The following is an 18685-nucleotide window of genomic DNA, read 5'->3' as shown; positions in this document are numbered from 1 at the left end:
CATGGTGGCCGCCGCCCCGCGTGTCGTGGTGATCGGCGCCGGCGAGGGCGGCCGGATCGCCCGGTCCGCCCGGCTGGCCGGACACTACGGCGTGCCCCGGCTGTCCGCGGTCGACGTCCTGATCAGGCGTCAGCCGCTGCCGGCCGCGGGATATGTGATCGACGGCGCGCCGCAACTCCTCGACCGGGTCGCGCGCTTCGGCGGTCCGCTGCCCGCACCGGCCTTCGCCGACCTCGTCGTGCATCTGCGCGAGGCGGAGCGGGACGGCACGGGCGACGCCTCCCGGGTGATCCGCTACTACGAGGCGCGGGGCGTCCTGGTCGGTTTCCGGCCGGACGTGCCGGACGCCGAGATCATCGTGGCCGTCGACGCGGCGCTGCGCGGCCGCACCGCGCCGCGCCCGCCGCGATGGCCCTGAAGACCGGGACCGGTGCCGAGTCGGCGCGGCACCGCTCCCCGCCCGGCGCGGCGGCGGTTCTTCCCCTGTCACGTCCCCTGCCCGGAGCCGCCTGGCCGCGGCACCGCTAGGGACGCGGAACCGCCGCCGCGCCACCCGAGGCCGGGCGGGCGAGCCCGGTGGCATCCGCTATTCGGCCACCACCGGCCGCGCCCGCTCCACCACCGCCGCCAGGTCCAGCGTGTGCGGCAGCGTGCCGAACGCCGCCCCCGCGTCGCCGCCGAGCCGGGCGGCGCAGAACACGTCGGCCACCTCCGGCGGCGCGTACCGCACCAGCAGTGCGCCCTGGAGCACCAGCGCCAGCCGCTCGGTCAGCCGCCGGGCCCGGGCCTCGATGCCCTCCAGGTCGGCGAGTTCGGTCAACAGCCCCCGGATCGCCCGGTCCAGCCGGTGGTCGGCGCCCCGGGCGGCGCCGATCTCGGACAGATACGCGTCCAGTGCCGCGGGTTCGCGCCGCAGCGCCCGCAGCACGTCGAGCGCCTGGACGTTGCCCGCGCCCTCCCAGATCGAGTTCAGCGGCGCCTCGCGCAGCAGCCGCGGCAGCCCCGACTCCTCCACATAGCCGTTGCCGCCCAGGCACTCCAGGGCCTCCGCCACCAGCGGCGTGCACCGCTTGGTCACCCAGTACTTGGCCGCCGGCACCGCCAGCCGCAGGAAGGCCCGGTCCCGCGCGGTGCCGCCGTCGTAGGCCGCCGCCAGCCGCAGCGCCAGGGTGGTCGCCGCCTCCGACTCCACCGCCAGATCGGCCAGCACATTGCGCATCAGCGGCTGTTCGGCCAGCCGGCGTCCGAACGCCTTCCGGTGCGCGGTGTGGTGCAGCGCCTGTGCCACCGCCTGCCGCATCACCGCCGCCGACGCGGTGACGCAGTCCAGCCGGGTCGCCGCGACCATCTCCAGGATCGTCGCCACCCCGCGCCCCTCCTCGCCGACCCGGCGTGCCCAGGTGCGCCCGTCGAACTCCACCTCCGCGGAGGCGTTCGAGCGGTTGCCGAGCTTGTCCTTCAGCCGCTGGAGCCGGAACGCGTTGCGGGTGCCGTCCGGCAGCACCCGCGGTAGCAGGAAGCAGGTCAGCCCGCCCGGGGCCTGGGCCAGCACCAGGAACGCGTCCGACATCGGCGCCGAGCAGAACCACTTGTGGCCGGTCAGGGCGTACTCCCCGGCCGCCGCCAGCGGTTCGGCGCGGGTGGTGTTCGCCCGGACGTCGCTGCCGCCCTGCTTCTCCGTCATCGCCATCCCCGCCAGCGCGCCCGTCTTCCGCGCGGCCGGCCGCAGTTCGGCCTCGTACACCCGTGACGTCAGCAGCGGCTCCCACACCGCCGCCAGCTCCGGCTCGGCGCGCAGCGCCGGCACCGCCGCGTGCGTCATCGACAGCGGGCAGCCGTGCCCCGCCTCCACCTGCGTCCACACCAGGAAGCCCGCGGTGCGCCGGACATGCCCGTGCGGACGCCCCCAGGCATCGGTCAGCCCGGCCGTGACGGCGTGCCCGAGCAGCCGGTGCCAGGCCGGGTGGAACTCCACCTCGTCGATGCGGTGCCCGTAGCGGTCGTGGGTGCGCAGCACCGGCGGATACGCGTTGGCCTGCTCGCCCCAGCGCTGCGCCTGGGCCGAACCGGCCGCCTGCCCCAGCCGGCCCAGCTCCTCGCGCGCCGCGCCCAGATGCTCCCCGGCGACGTACCGGGCCACCCCCTCGGTGAGCGCCGGGTCGGCGGCGAAGACGTCGTATCCGGTCAGCGGCGGCGGCTGGTTCGTCACGGTATGCGTACTAGGTGTGATAGGTGCCATGCCCGATACGGTAAGGAGGTGCAGCCGCCGAACGAACCGACCGAACCGCACGAGCCGCCCCGGGGCCCCTTCACCCGCGCCCGGGCCCTCTACCGCAACGTCTCCAAGCGGCGGCTGGTGTGGCTGCTGCTCAAGGACATCGTCGGCAGCTGCATGCGCTACCGCGTCACCGGCCTGGCCGCCGAGGCGGCGTTCTGGTGCCTGCTCTCCCTGCCGCCGCTGATCCTGGGCCTGCTCGGCGTCCTCGGCTACACCGAGGGGTGGATCGGCCACACCACCCTGGAGAACTTCCGCCTCCATCTGCTGCGCGCCGCCGGCACCGTGCTCTCCCACCGCGGCGTCGACGAGGTCGCCCGCCCCCTGCTGACCGACGTCTTCACCGGCCGCCGCCCCGACGTCATCTCCCTGGGCTTCGCCATCGCCCTGTGGTCCGGCTCCCGCGCGCTGAACGTCTTCGTGGACACCATCACGATCATGTACGGGCTCGACGGCCGCCGCGGTATCGTCCGGACCCGGCTGCTGTCCTTCGTGCTCTACCTCGCCGCGCTCGCGGCCGGCGCCGTCGCCCTGCCGCTGATGGTCGCCGGACCCGACGTCGTCGTCGGCTGGCTCCCCGGTGGCGAGGACATCGTCCGCATCCTGTACTGGCCGGTGGTGCTGGTCCTGTCCATCGCCTTCCTCACCACCCTCTACCACGTGTCGGTGCCGGTCCGTTCGCCCTGGCGCGAGGACATCCCCGGGGCCGTGGTCGCGCTGGCGATGTGGGTCCTGGGCAGCTTCCTGCTCCGGCTCTACCTGACCTCGGCCGTCGAGGGACCCACCGTCTACGGCTCCCTGGCGGCCCCGATCGCGGTCCTGTTGTGGATCGGCGTCTCCGCGTTCGCCGTCCTGGTCGGCGCCGCCATGAACGCCGCGTTGGACCGGGTGTGGCCCTCGGTCGCCACCGCCGCCGCCCGCGCGGAGAGCGAACGGCGCCGCGCGGCAGCCGACGGCGACGACAACTGACGTACGGCAGCACGCGATTCACGGGAGGCCCGGTTCACGCCACCGGCTACCCGGCAGTGCCCGTGGCGCGCGGGCCGCCCGCCACTCAGCGCAGCGTCCGATGCACGCCCGGCGCCCGGCTCACGGCACCGGAACCGGCAGATAGCGCCCGGCCACCCGCAGCTCCGCCTCCACGGCGGCGGCGGTCTCGCGCAGCGCGGGCAGCACCGCGGCGCGGGCGGCCGCCGGCGCCCGGCCCGCCGCATGGGCGGACACCGTGACCGCGGCCACCGCCCGCCCGGCGCGGTCGCGCACCGGCACGGCCACAGAGCGCACCCCCGGCTCCAGTTCGTCGTCCACCAGGGCGTGGCCGTCGGCGCGGACCCGGTCCAGCAGGGCCGGCGGCCCGGCCGGGCCCGCGGCGGGCGGCAGGGCGGCCAGCAGCACCCGGCCGGGCGCGGTGGCCTGCGCCGGGGCGCGCCCGCCCGGGCTGACGGTGACGCTCATGATGCGGGCGGCGGGCACCGCGGCGATGTACCGGACGTACCGGACGGCCCGGCCGACGCCGTCGGCCTCGTCGGCCGGCACCGCCAACGAGGCCGACTCGCCGACCCGTTCGGCCAGCGCGGCCAGATGCGGCCGGGCCAGGTCGGGCAGGGTGAGCCCGGAGAGCTGCGCGAAACCGAGCTCCAGCACCTGCGGGGTGAGCCGGTGGCGGCCCCCGGTGGCGGCGGTGTAGCCGAGGTGCTCCAGGGTGATCAGGGCGCGCCGGGCGGTGGCGCGGGGGAGCCCGGTGGCCTCGGCGACGGCGGACAGCGTCAGCGCGGACCGGCCGGCGCCGAACGCGGTGAGGACGGCCAGCCCCCGGGCGACGGACTCCACGAATCCGGGCCCCAGTTGCCGCTTGGCGGCGCGCCGCGCCGCGGCCCGGTGGCCGGCTTCCGGCTCCGCGGCGGCCGATGCGGCGCTCGGCGCGGCCAGGGCGGCCTCCATGGCGGCGACGGTCTCGCGCAGCCGAGGGAGGACCGCCTCCGGCAGCCCGGCGGCGGTGTGCCGGCTGGTGTGGCTGACCACGCTCACCGCGCAGGCCGGGCCGCCGGCCGGGTCCCGGACCGGCACCGCCACCGCGATCAGGCCCGGTTCGATGAGCTGGTCGTCCGGGGCCCAGCCGGCGGCCCGGGCCGCGGCCACCCGCGCCGCGAAGTCCGCCGCGAGCCGGCGGGCCCCGGCCGGCGCGGCCTCGCCGGCGGACCGGGCCGGTACGGCGGGGAAGCCCGCGTCGGCCGGGTCGGCGGCCCGGCGCGCCCGCCAGCGGCGCCACTCCGCCGGACCCCAGTCCGCCGCGAACAGCGCGCCCGGCGCGCCCCGTTCGGCCGGCAGCAGATCGCCGATGCGGAACGCCAGCGACATGGCGCGGCGCCGGGTCGCCTGGTGGACGAAGCGCACCCCGTCGCCGTCCGGGACGGCCAGCGACACCGACTCGTCGAGGACGTCGGCCAGGCGGTCGGCGAGCGGACCGAGCCGGTCCGGCAGGCCGGTGGCGGCGAGATAGGCGTTGCCCAGTTCCAGCAGGCCGGGCGCGAGCACCGCCTCGCGGCCCTCGGCGCGGACGTGGCCCAGGGCGGCGAGGGTGCTCAGGACCCGGTCCGCGGTGGCGCGCGGCAGACCGGTGGCCCGCACCAGATCGCTCACCGCCGCCCGGCCGCCGGCGGCCGTCAGCGCGCGCAGCACGGCCAGCGCGCGCAGCAGCGGCGTCACCGCCTCCGGCGGTGGCGTCGGGTCGGACGGGGCGGGGCGGGCGGACGGCGGCAAGGGGCTCTCCTAGGTGGTCCGGGGCAGTCCGGAACCGTATCGGGCGCACCGTTGACACGGCCCGGGGCCGGGGCCAGACTCGGGGCAGCGCACGAGGTGAACTCCAGTTCACTGGGCGAACGACGTTGGCCCAGAAGGGAATTGACCCGTCAGGGCAGCCGGTGCACCGTGTCCGGCCGGGTCCTGACGGGTGTTCGGCGGGACGCCGCGGCCGCCGCCCGGCGCGCCCCGGTGACCGCCGGGGAAAACGTCGGCACGCTGGACCGCGTCCCGGCAGCAGCGGTGTCGCCGCCCGGTCCGTACCCGTCCACCCCAGGGAAAGGACACCATGACCGCACCGGCCTCCTCCGCCCCACCGTCCCCGGCCCCCGCGCCGTACCGCGGCGCGCCGGAGCGCCACCCCCGGCGCCCCCGCCTCCCCTTCGCCCACGGCACCGACCCGGAGGCCGTGGAGCTGACCGGACCGGTCTTCGGCGCCTCCGACGTCGGCGACCTGGACGCCGACCTCACGCGGCAGCACCCCGGCGCGCCGCTCGGCGAGCGGATCACCGTCACCGGCCGGGTGCGGGACCGGGCCAGCCGCCCGGTCCGCGGCCAGCTCGTCGAGATCTGGCAGGCCAACGCCGCCGGCCGGTACGCCCACCGGCAGGACCGCAACCCGGCGCCGGCGGACCCGAACTTCACCGGCGTCGGCCGCTGCCTCACCGACGACCACGGCCGCTACGCCTTCACCACCATCAGGCCCGGCGCCTACCCGGTGCCCGGCGAGCGCACCTGGCGCCCGGCCCACATCCACTTCTCGTTCTTCGGCACCGCCTTCACCCAGCGGCTGGTCACCCAGATGTACTTCCCCGGCGACCCGCTGCTGCCGTACGACGAGATCCTCGCGTCGGTCCCCGACCCCGCCGACCGCCACCGCCTGGTCGCCACCTACGACCACGCGCTGTCGCTCCCCGCGGGGCCGCTCGCCTACCGCTGGGACGTGGTCCTCGACGGCCCGTCCGCCACCCGGACCGAGGAGGCCCGCTGATGCCGGACTCCACCGGCGCCGGGCCGCTCGCCCCGACGCCCGCCCAGACCATCGGCCCCTTCTTCGGCCACGCCCTCCCGCACCCCGGCGGCGGCCGGATCGCGCCCGAGGGGCACCCCGGCACCGTCACCGTGCACGGCCGGGTGCGCGACGGGGCGGGCGCGCCGGTGCCGGACGCGCTGCTGGAGTTCTGGCAGGCCGGACCGGACGGCGGCCCGACCGGCGCGCCCGGCTCGCTGCGCCGCGACCGGGCCACCGGCGACGCCCTGGGCCGCGGCGCCGTGTTCACCGGCTTCGGCCGGGTACCCACCGACGCCGACGGGCGGTACGCGGTGCACACGCTGCTGCCCTCGGCCCCCGCGGGAAGCCCGGACGCCGCGCCGTACCTCGCGGTCTGCGTGCACGCCCGCGGCCTGCTGCACCACCTCTTCACCCGGATCTACTTCCCCGAGCACACCGCGGCGCACGCCGCCGACCCGCTGCTGGCGGGGCTGCCCGAGGAACGCGCCCGCACCCTGCTGGCCCGCCCCGACGGCCCGCGCCGCTACCGCTTCGACGTGCGGCTCCAGCAGCCGGCGGACGGCTCCGCCGAGGAGACGGTGTTCCTTGCCTTCGGCTGAACCACCGGCGCCGGCCCGCCCCGTCGCCGGCCCGACCGCGGGCCTGCCGGGGCGGGCGGCGCCGATGCGGTACAACCTCGGTACGGCCGGGGATCCGGTCGCCCCTTTGGGGGCCCCGGGCGGAGTCCGGGGCAGCCTCGCCGCGGCCCTCACCGCCCTGACCGGCCGCGGCGGGGTCCACGGGGCACCGCCCGTCCGGCCGTCCGTCGCCGGAGCGCCGCTGCCGGTGCCCCGCGCCCGGGACCGCCCGCCGCCCGGCCCGCACCCTGCCCACGGCCCCACGCGCCCCGCACCTCAGCCCCCACCCACATCAACCCGCGCCTCATCCGCACCACCCGCACGACCGGTACGACCCGCAGGAGCCCGTATGACGCCGCCCGCCGCCCCCGCACTGCACCACACCGCCGACGGCCCGCCCGGCGCCCCGCCGCTCGTCCTCGGCCCGTCCCTGGGCACCGCGCTCACTCTCTGGGACGCCCAACTCCCGGCTCTGGCCCGCCGGTTCCACGTCCTGCGCTGGGACCTCCCGGGCCACGGCGGCACCCCCGTCGACGTCCTGGCCGACCCCCGGTCCGCCACCGTCGCCGAACTGGCCGGGCTGGTCCTCGCCCTCGCCGACGCCCACGGCCTCGACCGGTTCGCCTACGCCGGCGCCTCGCTGGGCGGCGCGGTGGGCGCCTGGATCGCCGCGCACCACCCGGGCCGGATCGCCTCGCTCGCCCTGATCTGCTCCTCCGCGTGGTTCGGCGAGCCGGCCGGCTGGCGCGAACGGGCCGCCCTGGTCCGCGCCAAGGGCACCGACGCGGTCGCCGACACCGCCGCCGGCCGCTGGTTCACCCCCGCCTTCGCCACCACCCCCGAGGCCACCGCCCTCGTCGAGGCGCTCCGCACGGACGTCTCCGCCGAGGGGTACGCAGCCTGCTGCGACGCCCTCGCCGCCTTCGACCTGCGCACCGCCCTGCACCGGATCGGCGCCCCCACCCTCGTCGTGGCCGGCCGCGCCGACCCGGCCACCCCGCCCGCGCACGCCCGCGAACTCGCCGACGGCATCCCGGGCGCCCACCTCGTCGAACTCTCCGGCGCCGCCCACCTCGCCGGCGTGGAACACCCCGCCGAGGTCCTCGCCGCCCTCCTCGCCCACCTCGCCCCCCTCCACGCCCACCCCGACCCGGGAACGGACCTCTGATGCCCCCCGAAGCGCGCGAGACGACCGTCGGCATCATCGGCGGCGGGCCCGCCGGACTGCTGCTCGCCCGGCTGCTGCACCGCGCCGGCATCGACTGCGTGGTCCTGGAGAGCCGCGACCGCGACTACGTCGAGCAGCGGCAGCGCGCCGGCGTCCTCGAACAGGGCACCACCGACGTGCTGCGCGCCTGCGGGGCGGGGGAGCGGCTGGACCGCGAGGGACTGGTCCACGACGGCATCGAGCTGCGCTACGACCGGCGCGCCCACCGCCTGGACTTCCCGGCGCTGACCGGCGGCCGCCGGGTGACCGTCTACGCCCAGACCGAGGTCGTCAAGGACCTGATAGCGCTCCAGCTGGCCGACGGACCGCCGCTGCTGTTCGGCGCCCGGGCGCTCGCGGTGACCGGCGCGAACACCGACCGGCCCCGCATCCACTACGTGCACGGCGGCCGCGAACACACCCTCACCTGCGCCTACGTCGCCGGCTGCGACGGCTTCCACGGTGTGGCCCGGCAGGCGGTCCCAAAGTCCGCCCGCCGCACCTACACCCGCGGCTACCCCTACTCCTGGCTCGGTGTCCTCGCCGACGCCCCGCCCGCCCACGACGAGCTGGTCTACGCCCACTCCGAGCGCGGCTTCGCCCTGCTCAGCATGCGCACCCCCACCGTCAGCCGGCTCTACCTCCAGGTCCCCAACGGCACCGACCCGGCGGACTGGCCCGACGCGCGGATCTGGGACGAACTCCAGGCCCGCGCCGCCGTCGACACCGCCCCCTGGAAACCGGCCCGCGGCCCGCTCACCGCCAAGGCGGTCCTCCCGCTGCGCAGTTCGGTCACCGAGCCGATGCGCTGGGGCCGGATCCTGCTGGCCGGCGACGCCGCCCACATCGTCCCGCCCACCGGCGCCAAGGGCCTCAACCTCGCCGTCGCCGACGTCACCGTCCTGGCCCGCGCCCTGGCGCGGTGGCACCGCACCGGCTCGGCCGAACTGCTCGACGCCTACTCCGCCACCTGCCTGCGCCGGGTCTGGCGCGCCGAGCACTTCTCGCACTTCATGACCACGACCCTGCACACCGCCCCGGACCAGAGCCCGTTCGACACCCGGCTCCAGCTCGCCCAGCTCGACCGGATCGCCGGCTCCCGGCACGCCGCCGCCGAACTCGCCGAGAACTACACCGGGCTGCCGCTGCCCTGACCGCTGTCCTGACCGGTGCCCTGACCGGCCCCGGGGCCCGGCCGCTCCGGGGCCGGGCGCCCCCTGCGGTACCGCACCAGCAGCATCGCCGCGTCGTCGTGCAGCGGCCCCTCCGCATGGTCGACCACGTCCTCCCGGACCGCCTGCAGCGCCGCCTCCGGATCGGGGTCCTTCAGCAGGTGGGCGCGCTCGTCCAGCGGGTAGAACCAGCCGGCCGAGTCCCGGGCCTCGGTGACCCCGTCGGTGTAGAAGAGCAGCTGGTCGCCGGGGGCGAACGGCACCTCGTAGGGGACCGGCGCGTCCGGCCGGTGGTCCATCAGGCCCAGCGGCAGGGCGCGTTCGGCCGGCGCGGCGTAGCGGACCTCGCCGGAGGGGCGGACGACGAGAGGGGAGGGGTGGCCGAAGTTCAGCAGCGTCGCGTTCGGCCCGTCGCCGATCTCGGCGAGCACCGCGGTCACAAACCGCTCACCGGACAGATGGCGGTTCAGCGCCCGCTCGACCCGGGCGCCCACCGCCGGCAGGTCCGGCTCGTCGTGCGCCGCCTCCCGGAACGCGCCGAGCACCACCGCCGCGCTCTCCACCGCCTCCAGGCCCTTGCCCTGCACGTCCCCGACGATGATCCGCACCCCTGCGGGCGAGGTCACCACCTCGTAGAGATCACCGCCGATCCGGGCCTCGGCCACCGCCGAGGTGTACGACACCGCGATCCGCAGCGGACCGGCGCCGCGCGGCACCGGCCGCAGCAGCACCCGCTGGGCGACCTCGGCGATCGACCGGACGCTGGCCAGCTCCGCCTCCCGGCGCTGCCGCATCACCGCGGCCACCACACCGGCCGCGGTCACCCCGGCCACCGACAGCAGCGCGGTCAGCCCGCGCCGGCTCTCGAACAGCCCGCTGTGCACGCCGAGCCCGACGCAGAGCACGGCCGCGGTCAGCCCGACCAGCGCGGTCCGCCGCCAGCCGCCGACCAGACCGGCGAACGCCGGCCCCAGCGACACCAGGGGCAGAAAGCCGACCCCCGGGCCCGCGGTGAGGTCCACCGCGCCGACCGCGGCCATGACCAGATACGGAAGCGCCGCCAGCGCACGGGAGCCGGTGCGCTGCTCCCCCTTCTCCACGGTCAAAGGTCCACTCCGGCGTTGTGACGGCCCGGGACCGGCCGGCCGGCGGTCCCTGGGAGGCGATCGGGCGCGAGGAGCCGACCACCGGTCGTTCGCCTGTCCAAAACCGGCCCTCGGGCCCCCGACCTGAGCATATGCAACATTTGCCGGACTGTTGGACGGGGGCCGTACCGCCGTTACCGAATCGCAGCGGCGCGGGGCGGGGCCGGGCGCCGGGGACCGGAGGGGTTACGGGAGGTACGTCCGGGTGGTGTTCACCCGGCCGGGGCGCAGGATGCGGATCGGGCCGCGGTCGCAGGCGGGACAGTCCGCGCGGGTCAGCGGAGAGGGCACCCGGCGGCCGTGGGTGAAGTACTCGGCGCGGTGGCGGCCCGCGAGATCGGTGATGTGCCGGATCTCGTACTCCTCCTCCCACCCGTGACCGCAGTGCAGGCAGACGAACGCGTACGCCTCGTGGACCGTCTCGGTGTCCCTCTCCATCGTCACCACGCCCTCTCTCCGGGCCGTCGCAGCCGTGGCGGCGCCGGACGTATCCATGCCGCACACCACCCATTATCGCGCCGCACCGGCGCGCCGGAAGGGGCCGGGAGCGGCCCGCGGAACCCGGCCCTCAGGAGCGGCCCCGGGCCTCCGCCAGCGCCGTGTAGACCGCCGCCACCAGCGCCCGGCTCCGCGGATCCTCGCCGCTGGTCCCGCCCCCGAAGCGGTTCATGGTGTACGCGTACGCCAGCCCGTTCTCCGGGTCGGCGAAGGCGTACGAACCGCCGGCGCCGCCGTGCCCGAACGCCCGCCGGTTGGGGCCCGCCTGGCCCCGGTCGTTGAGCATGTAGCCCAGCCCCCAGCGGTACGCCGCGCCGCGGCCGCCCGGGGCGAACGCGCCGAGCGTCAGGTCCGGCTCGTCCGGTCGGCTCTGCGAGGTGCGCAGCGCCTCCAGGGTGGCGGGGCCGACCAGCCGGCCGCCGGCCAGCGCCGCGTAGACGGCGGCCAGGCCGCGCGCCGTGGCATGGCCGTTGCCGGCCGGGATCTCGGCCGAGCGGTAGGCGGCGCTGTTGACGTCGCCGATCGGGACGTAGCGCAGCGCCAGCGTGACCGGGGCCAGCGGGTGCTCCGCGATCCCGCGCACCGGGGGGTTGGGCAGGTCCGGGTAGCGCGCGTCGAACAGCTCCTCGTTCAGCTGCCCCACCATGTCGGCGCACCGCGGGTGCTCCGCGGCCGGGGTGCCGACGAAGAGGTCGGCGCCGAGCGGTCCGGTGATCTCGCGGCGCAGGAACGTGCCCAGCGACTGCCCGGTGATCCGCCGGACCACCTCGCCCACCAGGTAGCCGAACGTCGTCGCGTGGTAGCCCTGCGCGGTGCCCGGCTTCCACCAGGGCGGGGTGTTCGCCAGGGCGTCGCAGACGTACTCCCAGTCGTAGGCGCGGCCCTCGGCCAGCGGTTCCCGGGGCGCCGGGAGCCCGGCGCGGTGGGAGAGCAGCCAGCGCACCGGTATGGCCTCCTTCCCCTCGCGGGCGAATTCCGGCCAGTACCGCGCGACCGGCGCGTCCAGGTCCAACTCGCCGCGGTCCACCAGGAGATGGGCGCACAGCGCGGTCATGCCCTTGGTCGTCGAGTAGACGTTGACCAGGGTGTCGCGCTCCCACGGGCGGCCGCCGTCCGCGTCCGCCCGCCCCGCCCACAGGTCCACCACCGGCTCCCCGTCCAGCATCACGGCGACCGCCGCCCCGACCTCCCGGCCCGCGCGGAAGTTCCCCTCGAACGCCGCCCGCACCCCCTCGAAACCCGGTGCGCACCGGCCGTTGACGGTGGCAGCTTCCACGGTGCCTCTCCTCGCGTCGTCGCGGTGCGGACGTGTGCCCGTACCCCACTGCCGCCCGCGAGCGCGGACACGGCCCCCGTGCGGGCCGTGGAGTACCTAGGGATGATCCGCCCGGTTCGATGCCCGTGGCAACCATGCCGGGGTGCGGCCGGAAGGCGTCCCGCCCGACCGGACCAGCGCCGCGGGGGCGCGATGATGGTCGGCATGACCGCTGCCCTGGCCGTCCCGCCGATCCGCCCCGTCCACGCCCTGATCGTCGTCGACCTGCAGACCGCGTTCGTCGCGGGGAAGGAGGCGGTACCCGACGCGGAACGGGTCCTGGACCGCGCCCGCGACCTGCTCGGCCGGGCCCGCGAGGCCGGGGCCCTCGTCGTCCACCTCCAGAACGACGGCCCGCCCGGCAGCGTCGACGCCCCGCACACCCCCGGCTGGGAACTCCACCTCCCCGTCGGGTCCGGGCCGCGCGAGCACGTCGTCCGCAAGACCGAGGACGACGGCTTCGCCGGCACCCCGCTCGGTGCCCTGCTCACCGGTGCGGGCGCCACCGAACTGGCCGTGTGCGGGGTGCTCTCCGAGATGTGCGTGGCCGCCACCGCGCGGACCGCGCTGGCGCTGGGCCACCGCGTCGTCCTGCCGCACGACGCGCACGCCACCTACGACATCCCGGCCGCGCCCGGCATCAGCGGTGTGGTGCCGGCCGCGATGTCCTCCCGGGCCGCCGAGTGGGCCCTCGGCGACGAGGTCGAGATCGTCCCGCACGCCGCCGCCGTGCCCTTCGCCGCTCCTTCCCCGTCCCTCCCTCCCGCCCCCGCCGCCTCCGGCCGCCGGCTCAGTCCTGCGGTGCCGCCGCCTTCTCCAGCGCGCTGACGTACGCGGTGATGAAGTGGTCCCGGACGCCGTCCGAGGCGGGGGCCAGCAGATCAGCGGTGAGGCCCCGGCCGCGGTCCAGCAGGCCGCCGAGCAGCGGCATGGTGTTGTGCACCGCGCCGCGGGAGTCGATGTAGCGCAGCGCGGAGACATGGCGGAAGACCGGCTCCGGGGGGAGCTGGGGGACGATGTCGTTGTTGTTGACGAAGCGGAACATCCGCTCGGCGAAGGCGGTGTTGAACTCCCGGGCCAGGGTCGGGTCGCAGGTGCGGGGCTGGCCGAAGGTATAGACGCCGTCGGCGGTCAGCCGGGGGTCCTCGAAGTGGAGCCGGGCGCCGGCCAGCATCGCCAGCGCCCCGCCCAGGCTGTGGCCGGTGAAGTAGAGCGCCTGGTCGTCGTCCCGGAACTCCTTGAGCGTGGTGAGGAGCTGGGGCCAGACCGACTCCAGCGCCTCGGCGAAGCCGTGGTGGACGGCGCCCCGGCCGCCCGGGCCGGGCCACGGCGGGGTGGTGGCGTCGGACAGCCAGTCCCGCACCTCGGCCGGCTCGGTGCCGCGGAACGCGGTGATGATCATGTGCTGCCCGCCGAGGGTGTACGCCTGGGTGTCCTGGAGCGGGAACGGCGGGCGGAACGCGGTGTGGTGGTGGCGCACCCGGTCGAACCCCCACCTCCGGGCCGCCGCCTCGATGGTCTGCTCGTCCTGGTACGCCAGCTCGGCGGCGCGCACCATGCACAGTGCCTGGCAGAGGCTGTAGCCGGTGGCCTGCTGGTCGACGAGGGAACTGGTCAACGGTGCTCCTGGGGGTCGGGAGATGCGGACGGCTGGAACACAGAGCGACTACGGAGCGCTCGCTCTGACTACACAAAGTAACGCCGTGCTGATGCGGCCAGCAGGTGCGCCCGTTTAAACCACTCGTTCGAGCCTCGGGTCGCACACACCGGGGCGCAGGGCGAGCCTGGAAGCGTCCGGAACCCCCGTCCGGCACCCACAGGAAGGGCCCACAGTGAACAGCGCGGAACACGCGTCACCCCCGGAACACGTATCGGCCGAGGTCGTGGTGGAGGTCGAGGGCTGCCGGACGGCGGACGCCCACGCCGTCTTCAGCGCCCTGCGCACCGCCTTCCGCTCCGACCGCGCCGCGGACGACGTCCCCCAGGAGATGGCCGGGCCGGGCACGACGGTGTGGACCTCCACCGTCGACGTGAGCGAGCGCGGCAGCACGCCCGAGCCGCGGCCGCTGACCGCCCCCGTCGTCGTCAGTCTCCAGGGTGGCTACTGGGCGGTGGACCAGCTGTGCGCCGGCCTGAAATCGGCCTTCGCGGTGACCGTCCTCGGCATGGCCGCCGGCGACCAGGAGAAGGAGGTCGAACTGCGGCTGGAGACGCTGCGGCGGCCCGTCACGAGGGGCGCCTCCTGATGGCACCGGGGGAGGACCTCCCGGACGACCCCGACACCGGTCCGGGCCCCGGCGCCGGCCCCCGCCCGGTCAACGGCGGCCACTCCGCGCTCGCCCTCACCGTCAACGGCACCCCGCACACCCTTGCCCTCGACCACCGCACCACCCTCCTGGACCTGCTCCGCGAACACCTCGGCTTCACCGGCGCCAAGAAGGGCTGCGACCACGGGCAGTGCGGCGCCTGCACCGTGCTGGTCGACGGGCGGCGCGCCAACAGCTGCCTGCTGCTGGCCGTGACCCTCGACGGCCGTCGGATCACCACCGTCGAGGGTCTCGCCGACGGCGACCGGCTGCACCCCCTCCAGGCCGCCTTCCTGGACCGCGACGCCCTCCAGTGCGGCTACTGCACCCCCGGCCAGCTCTGCTCGGCCGCCGGCGTGCTGGCCGAGGCGGCCGCCGGCCTCCCCTCCCACGTCACGCCGGAGACCGCCCCGTCCGGGAAACCGGTGCCGCTCACCGCCGACGAGATTCGCGAGCGGATGAGCGGCAACCTCTGCCGCTGCGGCGCCTACCCCGGGATCGTCGCGGCGGTCGCCGACGCCGCGGCCGCCGGGGCGGAGGGGAGCGGCCGATGAGACCCTTCGGATATCTGCGGGCCGGCAGCGTCGACGAGGCGGTACGCGCGGCGGCCGGCCAGCCCGGCGCCCAGTTCCTCGCCGGCGGCACCAACCTCGTCGACCTGATGAAGCTCGGCGTGGAGTCCCCGCGCACCCTGATCGACGTCGGCCGGCTCCCGCTGGACCGCATCGAGGAACTCCCGGACGGCGGCCTGCGGATCGGGGCCATGGTCCGAGGCGCCGACCTCGCCGCGGCGCCCGCCGTCCGCGACCGCTACCCCGTGCTGTCCCAGGCCCTGCTGGCCGGCGCCTCCGGACAGCTCCGCAACGTCGCCACCACCGGCGGCAACCTCCTCCAGCGCACCCGCTGCGGCTACTTCCAGGACACCGCCAAGCCCTGCAACAAACGCGAGCCCGGCAGCGGCTGCCCGGCCCGCGAGGGCACCCACCGCGACCTCGCCGTCCTCGGCCACTCCGCGCACTGTGTCGCCACCCAGCCCTCCGACATGGCAGTCGCCCTCGCCGCCCTGGACGCCACCGTGCGCCTGCACGGCCCCGAGGGCGAACGCACCGTCCCCGCCGCCGACTTCCACCGGCTGCCCGGCGACACCCCCGAACGGGACACCGAGATCCGGCTCGGCGAACTCCTCACCGCCGTCGACCTGCCGCCGCCCCGCCCCGGCGCCCGCTCCCGCTACCGCAAGGCCCGCGACCGCGCCTCGTTCGCCTTCGCGCTGGCCTCCGTCGCCGCCGTCCTCACCGTCCGCGACGGCCTCGTCGAGTACGCCGCCCTCGCCTTCGGCGGCCTCGCCCACCGCCCCTGGCGGGCCCGCGCCGCCGAGGCCGTGCTGCACGGCGCGCCCGCCACCGAGGCGACCTTCGCCCGCGCCGCCGACGCCGAACTCGCCGCCGCCGCACCGCTGCGCGACAACGGCTTCAAGGTCCCGCTGGCGCACGCCCTCGCCGTCGGCGTCCTCGCCGACCTCGCCGGCCTCGCCGCCCACGGCTGACCCGCCCGCCCCCGACCGCAAGGACCCGCGCCATGAACCAGCACCCGCCGGCGAGCCCACCGCCGTACCCGCTGGGCGCCCCCCTGGTGCGCCGCGAGGGCCGCGAGAAGGTCACCGGCACCGCCCGCTACGCCGCCGAGCACACCCCGCCCGGCTGCGCCCACGCCTGGCCGGTGCCGGCCACCGTCGCCCGCGGCCGGATCACCGCCGTCGACACCACCGCGGCGCTGGCCGTGCCCGGGGCGGTCGCCGTCCTGACCCACGAGAACGCGCCCCGCCTGGCCGCCACCGACGACGCCACCCTCGCCGTGCTCCAGGAGGACCGCGTCCCGCACCGCGGCTGGTACGTCGCGCTCACCGTCGCCGACACCCTGGAGGCCGCCCGGGACGCGGCCGAGGCCGTCCGCGTCACCTACGCCGAGGAGGACCACGACGTGCTCCTCACCGCGGACCACCCCCGGCTGTACGTGCCGGAGGAGGTCTTCGGCGGCCCGGGGGCCCGCGAACGCGGCGACTTCGACGCGGCGTTCGCCGCCGCACCGGCGACCGTCGACGTCACCTACACCGTGCCGCCGCTGCACAACCACCCCATGGAGCCGCACGCCGCCACCGCCCAGTGGACGGACGGCCACCTCACCGTCCACGACTCCAGCCAGGGCTCCACCCGCGTCTGCGAGGACCTGGCCGCCCTCTTCAAGCTCGGCACCGACGAGATCACCGTGCACTCCGAGCACGTCGGCGGCGGCTTCGGCTCCAAAGGGACGCCCCGCCCGCACGTCGTGCTCGCCGCGATGGCCGCCCGGCACACCGGTCGCCCCGTCAAACTGGCCCTGCCCCGCCGCCAGATGCCCGCCATCGTCGGCCACCGCGCACCCACCGTCCAACGGGTGCGGATCGGTGCCGGCCGCGACGGCGTGATCACCGCCCTCGCCCACGAGATCGTCACCCACACCTCCACCGTCACCGAGTTCGTCGAACAGGCCGCGATCCCGGCCCGCATGATGTACACCTCGCCGCACAGCCGCAGCGTGCACCGCGTCGCCGCCCTCGACGTCCCCACCCCCTCCTGGATGCGCGCCCCCGGCGAGGCCCCCGGGATGTACGCCCTGGAGTCCGCCGTCGACGAACTCGCCGCCGCCCTGGACCTCGACCCCGTCGCACTGCGGCTGCGCAACGACCCCGACACCGAACCGGACTCCGGCCGCCCCTTCAGCAGCCGCCACCTCGCCGACTGCCTCCGCGCCGGCGCCGAGCGCTTCGGCTGGGCGTCCCGCGACCCCCGCCCCGGCGTGCGCCGCGACGGCGACCTGCTGCTGGGCACCGGCGTCGCCGCGGCCACCTACCCCGTCCAGATCTCCGCCACCGACGCCGAGGCACACGCCGACCCCGACGGCGGCTACCGGATCCGGGTCAACGCCACCGACATCGGCACCGGCGCCCGCACCGTCCTGGCCCAGATCGCCGCCGCCGCGCTCGGCGCCCCCGAGGACCGGGTCCGGGTCGACATCGGCAACAGCGACCTGCCGTCCGCCGTGCTCGCCGGCGGCTCCGCCGGCACCGGCTCCTGGGGCTGGGCCGTCCACAAGGCGTGCACCGCGCTGCGGGCCCGGCTCCGCGACCACGCCGGGCCGCTCCCCGCCGAGGGGATCACGGTCGCCGAGGACACCCGCCGGGAGGCCGAGGAGCCCTCCCCGTACGCCCGGCACTCCTTCGGCGCGGTCTTCGCCGAGGTGCAGGTCGACACCCGCACCGGCGAGGTACGCGTCCGCCGTCTGCTCGGCCAGTACGCGGCCGGGCGGATCCTCAACGCCCGCACCGCGCGCTCCCAGTTCGTCGGCGGCATGACCATGGGCCTGGGCATGGCGCTCATGGAGGACAGCGCCCTGGACCCGGTCTTCGGCGACTTCACCGCCCCCGACCTGGCCATGTACCACGTCCCGGCCTGCGCCGACGTGCGGGAAGTCGAGGCGTACTGGCTCGACGAGGAGGACCCGCACCTCAACCCCATGGGCAGCAAGGGCATCGGCGAGATCGGCATCGTCGGCACCCCGGCCGCGATCGGCAACGCGGTGTGGCACGCCACCGGCGCCCGGCTGCGCACGCTGCCGCTGACACCGGACAAGGTCCTCGCCGCACTGGCCGCGCCGCTCACCTGAGAGGGAGCCCCCTCAAACGGACCTCCCGCGTTGCGGGCCCGGAACCCGCGGGTCAGCATGGCAGTCCACCCATACTGACGGTTGCTCACTCTTCGTGTTCGGGGGTCGTTGGTCCAACGAGGTGAAGGACGTGAGCCTCGCGGTGAGGAGCCACGACATGACACCACCCGGCGACCGGCACTACACGGTCGAACTGCACGTCTCGGCGCAGCGCGTCCCCCAGATCCGGCGCATCGTCGCCGCGCACCTGCGCCATTGGAACCTCGAACCGCAGATCCCGGCCGTGTGCGACGGGGTGGCGGAACTCCTGACCAACGTCCACCGCCACATCGGCCCCGACGCGCGCTGTGTGGTCGAACTCCGCCGGACCGGCCGCCACCTGACCGCCTCGGTCGCCGACGAGGGCCCCCGGCTGCCGCGGCTCGACAGCGCGTCCGGCGGCGGACTCGCCCGGATCGCCGCCCGCAACGACAGCTGGGGCACCTGCGGCACCCCCGACGGCAAGGTCGTCTGGTTCACCCGCCGCGTCGGAGCGGCCCGCACCGCACCGGCCGCCCCGTCCGAGCCCCTGCGCAGCGTCCCGGACGTGGTGCCACCCCCACTCGTCCCCCAGGAACCCCTCCCCACGCCCCAGGAG

General features: G+C 76.4%; 18 protein-coding genes. 12 read left to right on the top strand and 6 right to left on the bottom strand.

Annotated features, from left to right (window positions below; genetic code table 11):
* Nucleotide 1 precedes the first annotated feature (1 nt).
* Nucleotides 2-418, top strand: a complete 417-nt coding sequence (locus tag B073_RS0104525; RefSeq protein WP_018536902.1) for a hypothetical protein — start codon at nt 2-4, stop codon at nt 416-418.
* A 168-nt stretch (nt 419-586) separates the two neighbouring features.
* On the opposite strand, the gene B073_RS0104520 is transcribed toward B073_RS0104525, so the two are convergent.
* Nucleotides 587-2239: an acyl-CoA dehydrogenase family protein gene (locus B073_RS0104520; protein ID WP_037810855.1), complete on the bottom strand. Its 1653-nt coding sequence runs from the start codon at nt 2237-2239 to the stop codon at nt 587-589.
* Nucleotides 2240-2257: 18 nt separating this feature from the next.
* On the opposite strand from B073_RS0104520, the gene B073_RS0104515 reads away from it, so the two are divergent.
* Nucleotides 2258-3244 carry a YihY/virulence factor BrkB family protein gene (locus B073_RS0104515; protein ID WP_018536900.1) on the top strand — a complete coding sequence of 329 codons (987 nt, stop codon included), beginning with the start codon at nt 2258-2260 and terminating at the stop codon, nt 3242-3244.
* A 120-nt stretch (nt 3245-3364) separates the two neighbouring features.
* Here B073_RS0104515 and B073_RS0104510 read toward each other — a convergent pair whose 3' ends face one another.
* Complete coding sequence (locus B073_RS0104510) at nt 3365-5035, bottom strand: IclR family transcriptional regulator domain-containing protein (RefSeq protein WP_026247057.1); 1671 nt, start codon at nt 5033-5035, stop codon at nt 3365-3367.
* Between the two features lie 328 nt (nt 5036-5363).
* Between B073_RS0104510 and pcaH the strand changes: the two genes are divergently transcribed.
* From pcaH to B073_RS0104490, 4 genes are all read left to right on the top strand, one after another.
* A complete protein-coding gene (gene pcaH, locus B073_RS0104505; protein WP_018536898.1) occupies nt 5364-6065 on the top strand; it encodes a protocatechuate 3,4-dioxygenase subunit beta in 702 nt (233 codons plus the stop codon).
* Nucleotides 6065-6685, top strand: a complete 621-nt coding sequence (gene pcaG / locus B073_RS0104500) for a protocatechuate 3,4-dioxygenase subunit alpha (protein ID WP_018536897.1) — start codon at nt 6065-6067, stop codon at nt 6683-6685. Before pcaH ends, pcaG begins: the two co-directional genes overlap by 1 nt.
* Before the next feature lie 367 nt (nt 6686-7052).
* Entirely contained in the window at nt 7053-7871 is an 819-nt protein-coding gene (gene pcaD / locus B073_RS39090) for a 3-oxoadipate enol-lactonase (RefSeq protein ID WP_018536896.1), read from the top strand.
* The gene (locus B073_RS0104490; protein ID WP_018536895.1) at nt 7871-9064 is read left to right on the top strand and encodes a 4-hydroxybenzoate 3-monooxygenase; all 1194 of its coding nucleotides are present in this window, start codon (nt 7871-7873) and stop codon (nt 9062-9064) included. Before pcaD ends, B073_RS0104490 begins: the two co-directional genes overlap by 1 nt.
* Here the strand turns inward: B073_RS0104490 and B073_RS0104485 are convergent.
* The 3 genes from B073_RS0104485 to B073_RS0104475 all read right to left on the bottom strand — a co-directional run bounded on the left by B073_RS0104485 (nt 9040) and on the right by B073_RS0104475 (nt 12001).
* Entirely contained in the window at nt 9040-10122 is a 1083-nt protein-coding gene (locus B073_RS0104485; protein WP_051093916.1) for a PP2C family protein-serine/threonine phosphatase, read from the bottom strand. The two genes, B073_RS0104490 and B073_RS0104485, sit on opposite strands and share 25 nt — an antisense overlap.
* 291 nt (nt 10123-10413) lie before the next feature.
* Nucleotides 10414-10674: a hypothetical protein gene (locus B073_RS0104480; protein ID WP_018536893.1), complete on the bottom strand. Its 261-nt coding sequence runs from the start codon at nt 10672-10674 to the stop codon at nt 10414-10416.
* Between the two features lie 121 nt (nt 10675-10795).
* A complete protein-coding gene (locus tag B073_RS0104475; RefSeq protein WP_018536892.1) occupies nt 10796-12001 on the bottom strand; it encodes a serine hydrolase domain-containing protein in 1206 nt (401 codons plus the stop codon).
* A gap of 204 nt (nt 12002-12205) precedes the next feature.
* Here B073_RS0104475 and B073_RS39085 point away from each other — a divergent pair, with 204 nt between their 5' ends.
* The gene (locus B073_RS39085) at nt 12206-12868 is read left to right on the top strand and encodes an isochorismatase family protein (RefSeq protein WP_051093915.1); all 663 of its coding nucleotides are present in this window, start codon (nt 12206-12208) and stop codon (nt 12866-12868) included.
* On the opposite strand, the gene B073_RS0104465 is transcribed toward B073_RS39085, so the two are convergent.
* Nucleotides 12831-13658 (bottom strand): lipase family protein, encoded by an 828-nt coding sequence (locus B073_RS0104465; protein ID WP_018536890.1) that lies wholly within the window; start codon nt 13656-13658, stop codon nt 12831-12833. The genes B073_RS39085 and B073_RS0104465 overlap by 38 nt on opposite strands.
* 214 nt (nt 13659-13872) lie before the next feature.
* Here B073_RS0104465 and B073_RS0104460 point away from each other — a divergent pair, with 214 nt between their 5' ends.
* The 5 genes from B073_RS0104460 to B073_RS39080 form a co-directional block, all read left to right on the top strand.
* Nucleotides 13873-14286 carry a hypothetical protein gene (locus tag B073_RS0104460; RefSeq protein WP_018536889.1) on the top strand — a complete coding sequence of 138 codons (414 nt, stop codon included), beginning with the start codon at nt 13873-13875 and terminating at the stop codon, nt 14284-14286.
* Entirely contained in the window at nt 14286-14900 is a 615-nt protein-coding gene (locus B073_RS0104455; RefSeq protein ID WP_018536888.1) for a 2Fe-2S iron-sulfur cluster-binding protein, read from the top strand. The genes B073_RS0104460 and B073_RS0104455 overlap by 1 nt, the downstream gene beginning before the upstream one ends.
* On the top strand, nt 14897-15892 hold the full coding sequence (locus B073_RS0104450) for an FAD binding domain-containing protein (protein ID WP_018536887.1): 996 nt from the start codon (nt 14897-14899) through the stop codon (nt 15890-15892). The genes B073_RS0104455 and B073_RS0104450 overlap by 4 nt, the downstream gene beginning before the upstream one ends.
* Nucleotides 15893-15924: 32 nt before the next feature.
* Nucleotides 15925-18048, top strand: a complete 2124-nt coding sequence (locus tag B073_RS0104445) for a xanthine dehydrogenase family protein molybdopterin-binding subunit (protein WP_018536886.1) — start codon at nt 15925-15927, stop codon at nt 18046-18048.
* 157 nt (nt 18049-18205) lie between these two features.
* The coding region (locus B073_RS39080) for an ATP-binding protein (RefSeq protein WP_026247055.1) at nt 18206-18685 on the top strand (480 nt) is incomplete at its 3' end.

Origin of the sequence: Streptomyces sp. MspMP-M5 (genome assembly GCF_000373585.1) — a bacterium.
Taxonomy (GTDB): Bacteria; Actinomycetota; Actinomycetes; order Streptomycetales; family Streptomycetaceae; genus Streptomyces.
The sequence above is the reverse complement of the archived record's forward strand: the minus strand, read 5'-3'. Positions and strand labels throughout refer to the sequence as shown.

What these genes read in the sequence shown, in the direction of transcription:
- B073_RS39085 (WP_051093915.1), top strand. Translation starts at nt 12,206, where the DNA reads ATGACCGCTGCCCTGGCCGTCCCGCCGATCCGCCCCGTCCACGCCCTG.
- B073_RS0104525 (WP_018536902.1), top strand. Translation starts at nt 2, where the DNA reads ATGGTGGCCGCCGCCCCGCGTGTCGTGGTGATCGGCGCCGGCGAGGGC.
- B073_RS0104520 (WP_037810855.1), bottom strand. Translation starts at nt 2,239, where the DNA reads ATGGCACCTATCACACCTAGTACGCATACCGTGACGAACCAGCCGCCG.
- B073_RS0104450 (WP_018536887.1), top strand. Translation starts at nt 14,897, where the DNA reads ATGAGACCCTTCGGATATCTGCGGGCCGGCAGCGTCGACGAGGCGGTA.
- B073_RS0104445 (WP_018536886.1), top strand. Translation starts at nt 15,925, where the DNA reads ATGAACCAGCACCCGCCGGCGAGCCCACCGCCGTACCCGCTGGGCGCC.
- pcaH (WP_018536898.1), top strand. Translation starts at nt 5,364, where the DNA reads ATGACCGCACCGGCCTCCTCCGCCCCACCGTCCCCGGCCCCCGCGCCG.
- pcaD (WP_018536896.1), top strand. Translation starts at nt 7,053, where the DNA reads ATGACGCCGCCCGCCGCCCCCGCACTGCACCACACCGCCGACGGCCCG.
- B073_RS0104455 (WP_018536888.1), top strand. Translation starts at nt 14,286, where the DNA reads ATGGCACCGGGGGAGGACCTCCCGGACGACCCCGACACCGGTCCGGGC.
- B073_RS0104485 (WP_051093916.1), bottom strand. Translation starts at nt 10,122, where the DNA reads ATGGCCGCGGTCGGCGCGGTGGACCTCACCGCGGGCCCGGGGGTCGGC.
- B073_RS0104490 (WP_018536895.1), top strand. Translation starts at nt 7,871, where the DNA reads ATGCCCCCCGAAGCGCGCGAGACGACCGTCGGCATCATCGGCGGCGGG.
- pcaG (WP_018536897.1), top strand. Translation starts at nt 6,065, where the DNA reads ATGCCGGACTCCACCGGCGCCGGGCCGCTCGCCCCGACGCCCGCCCAG.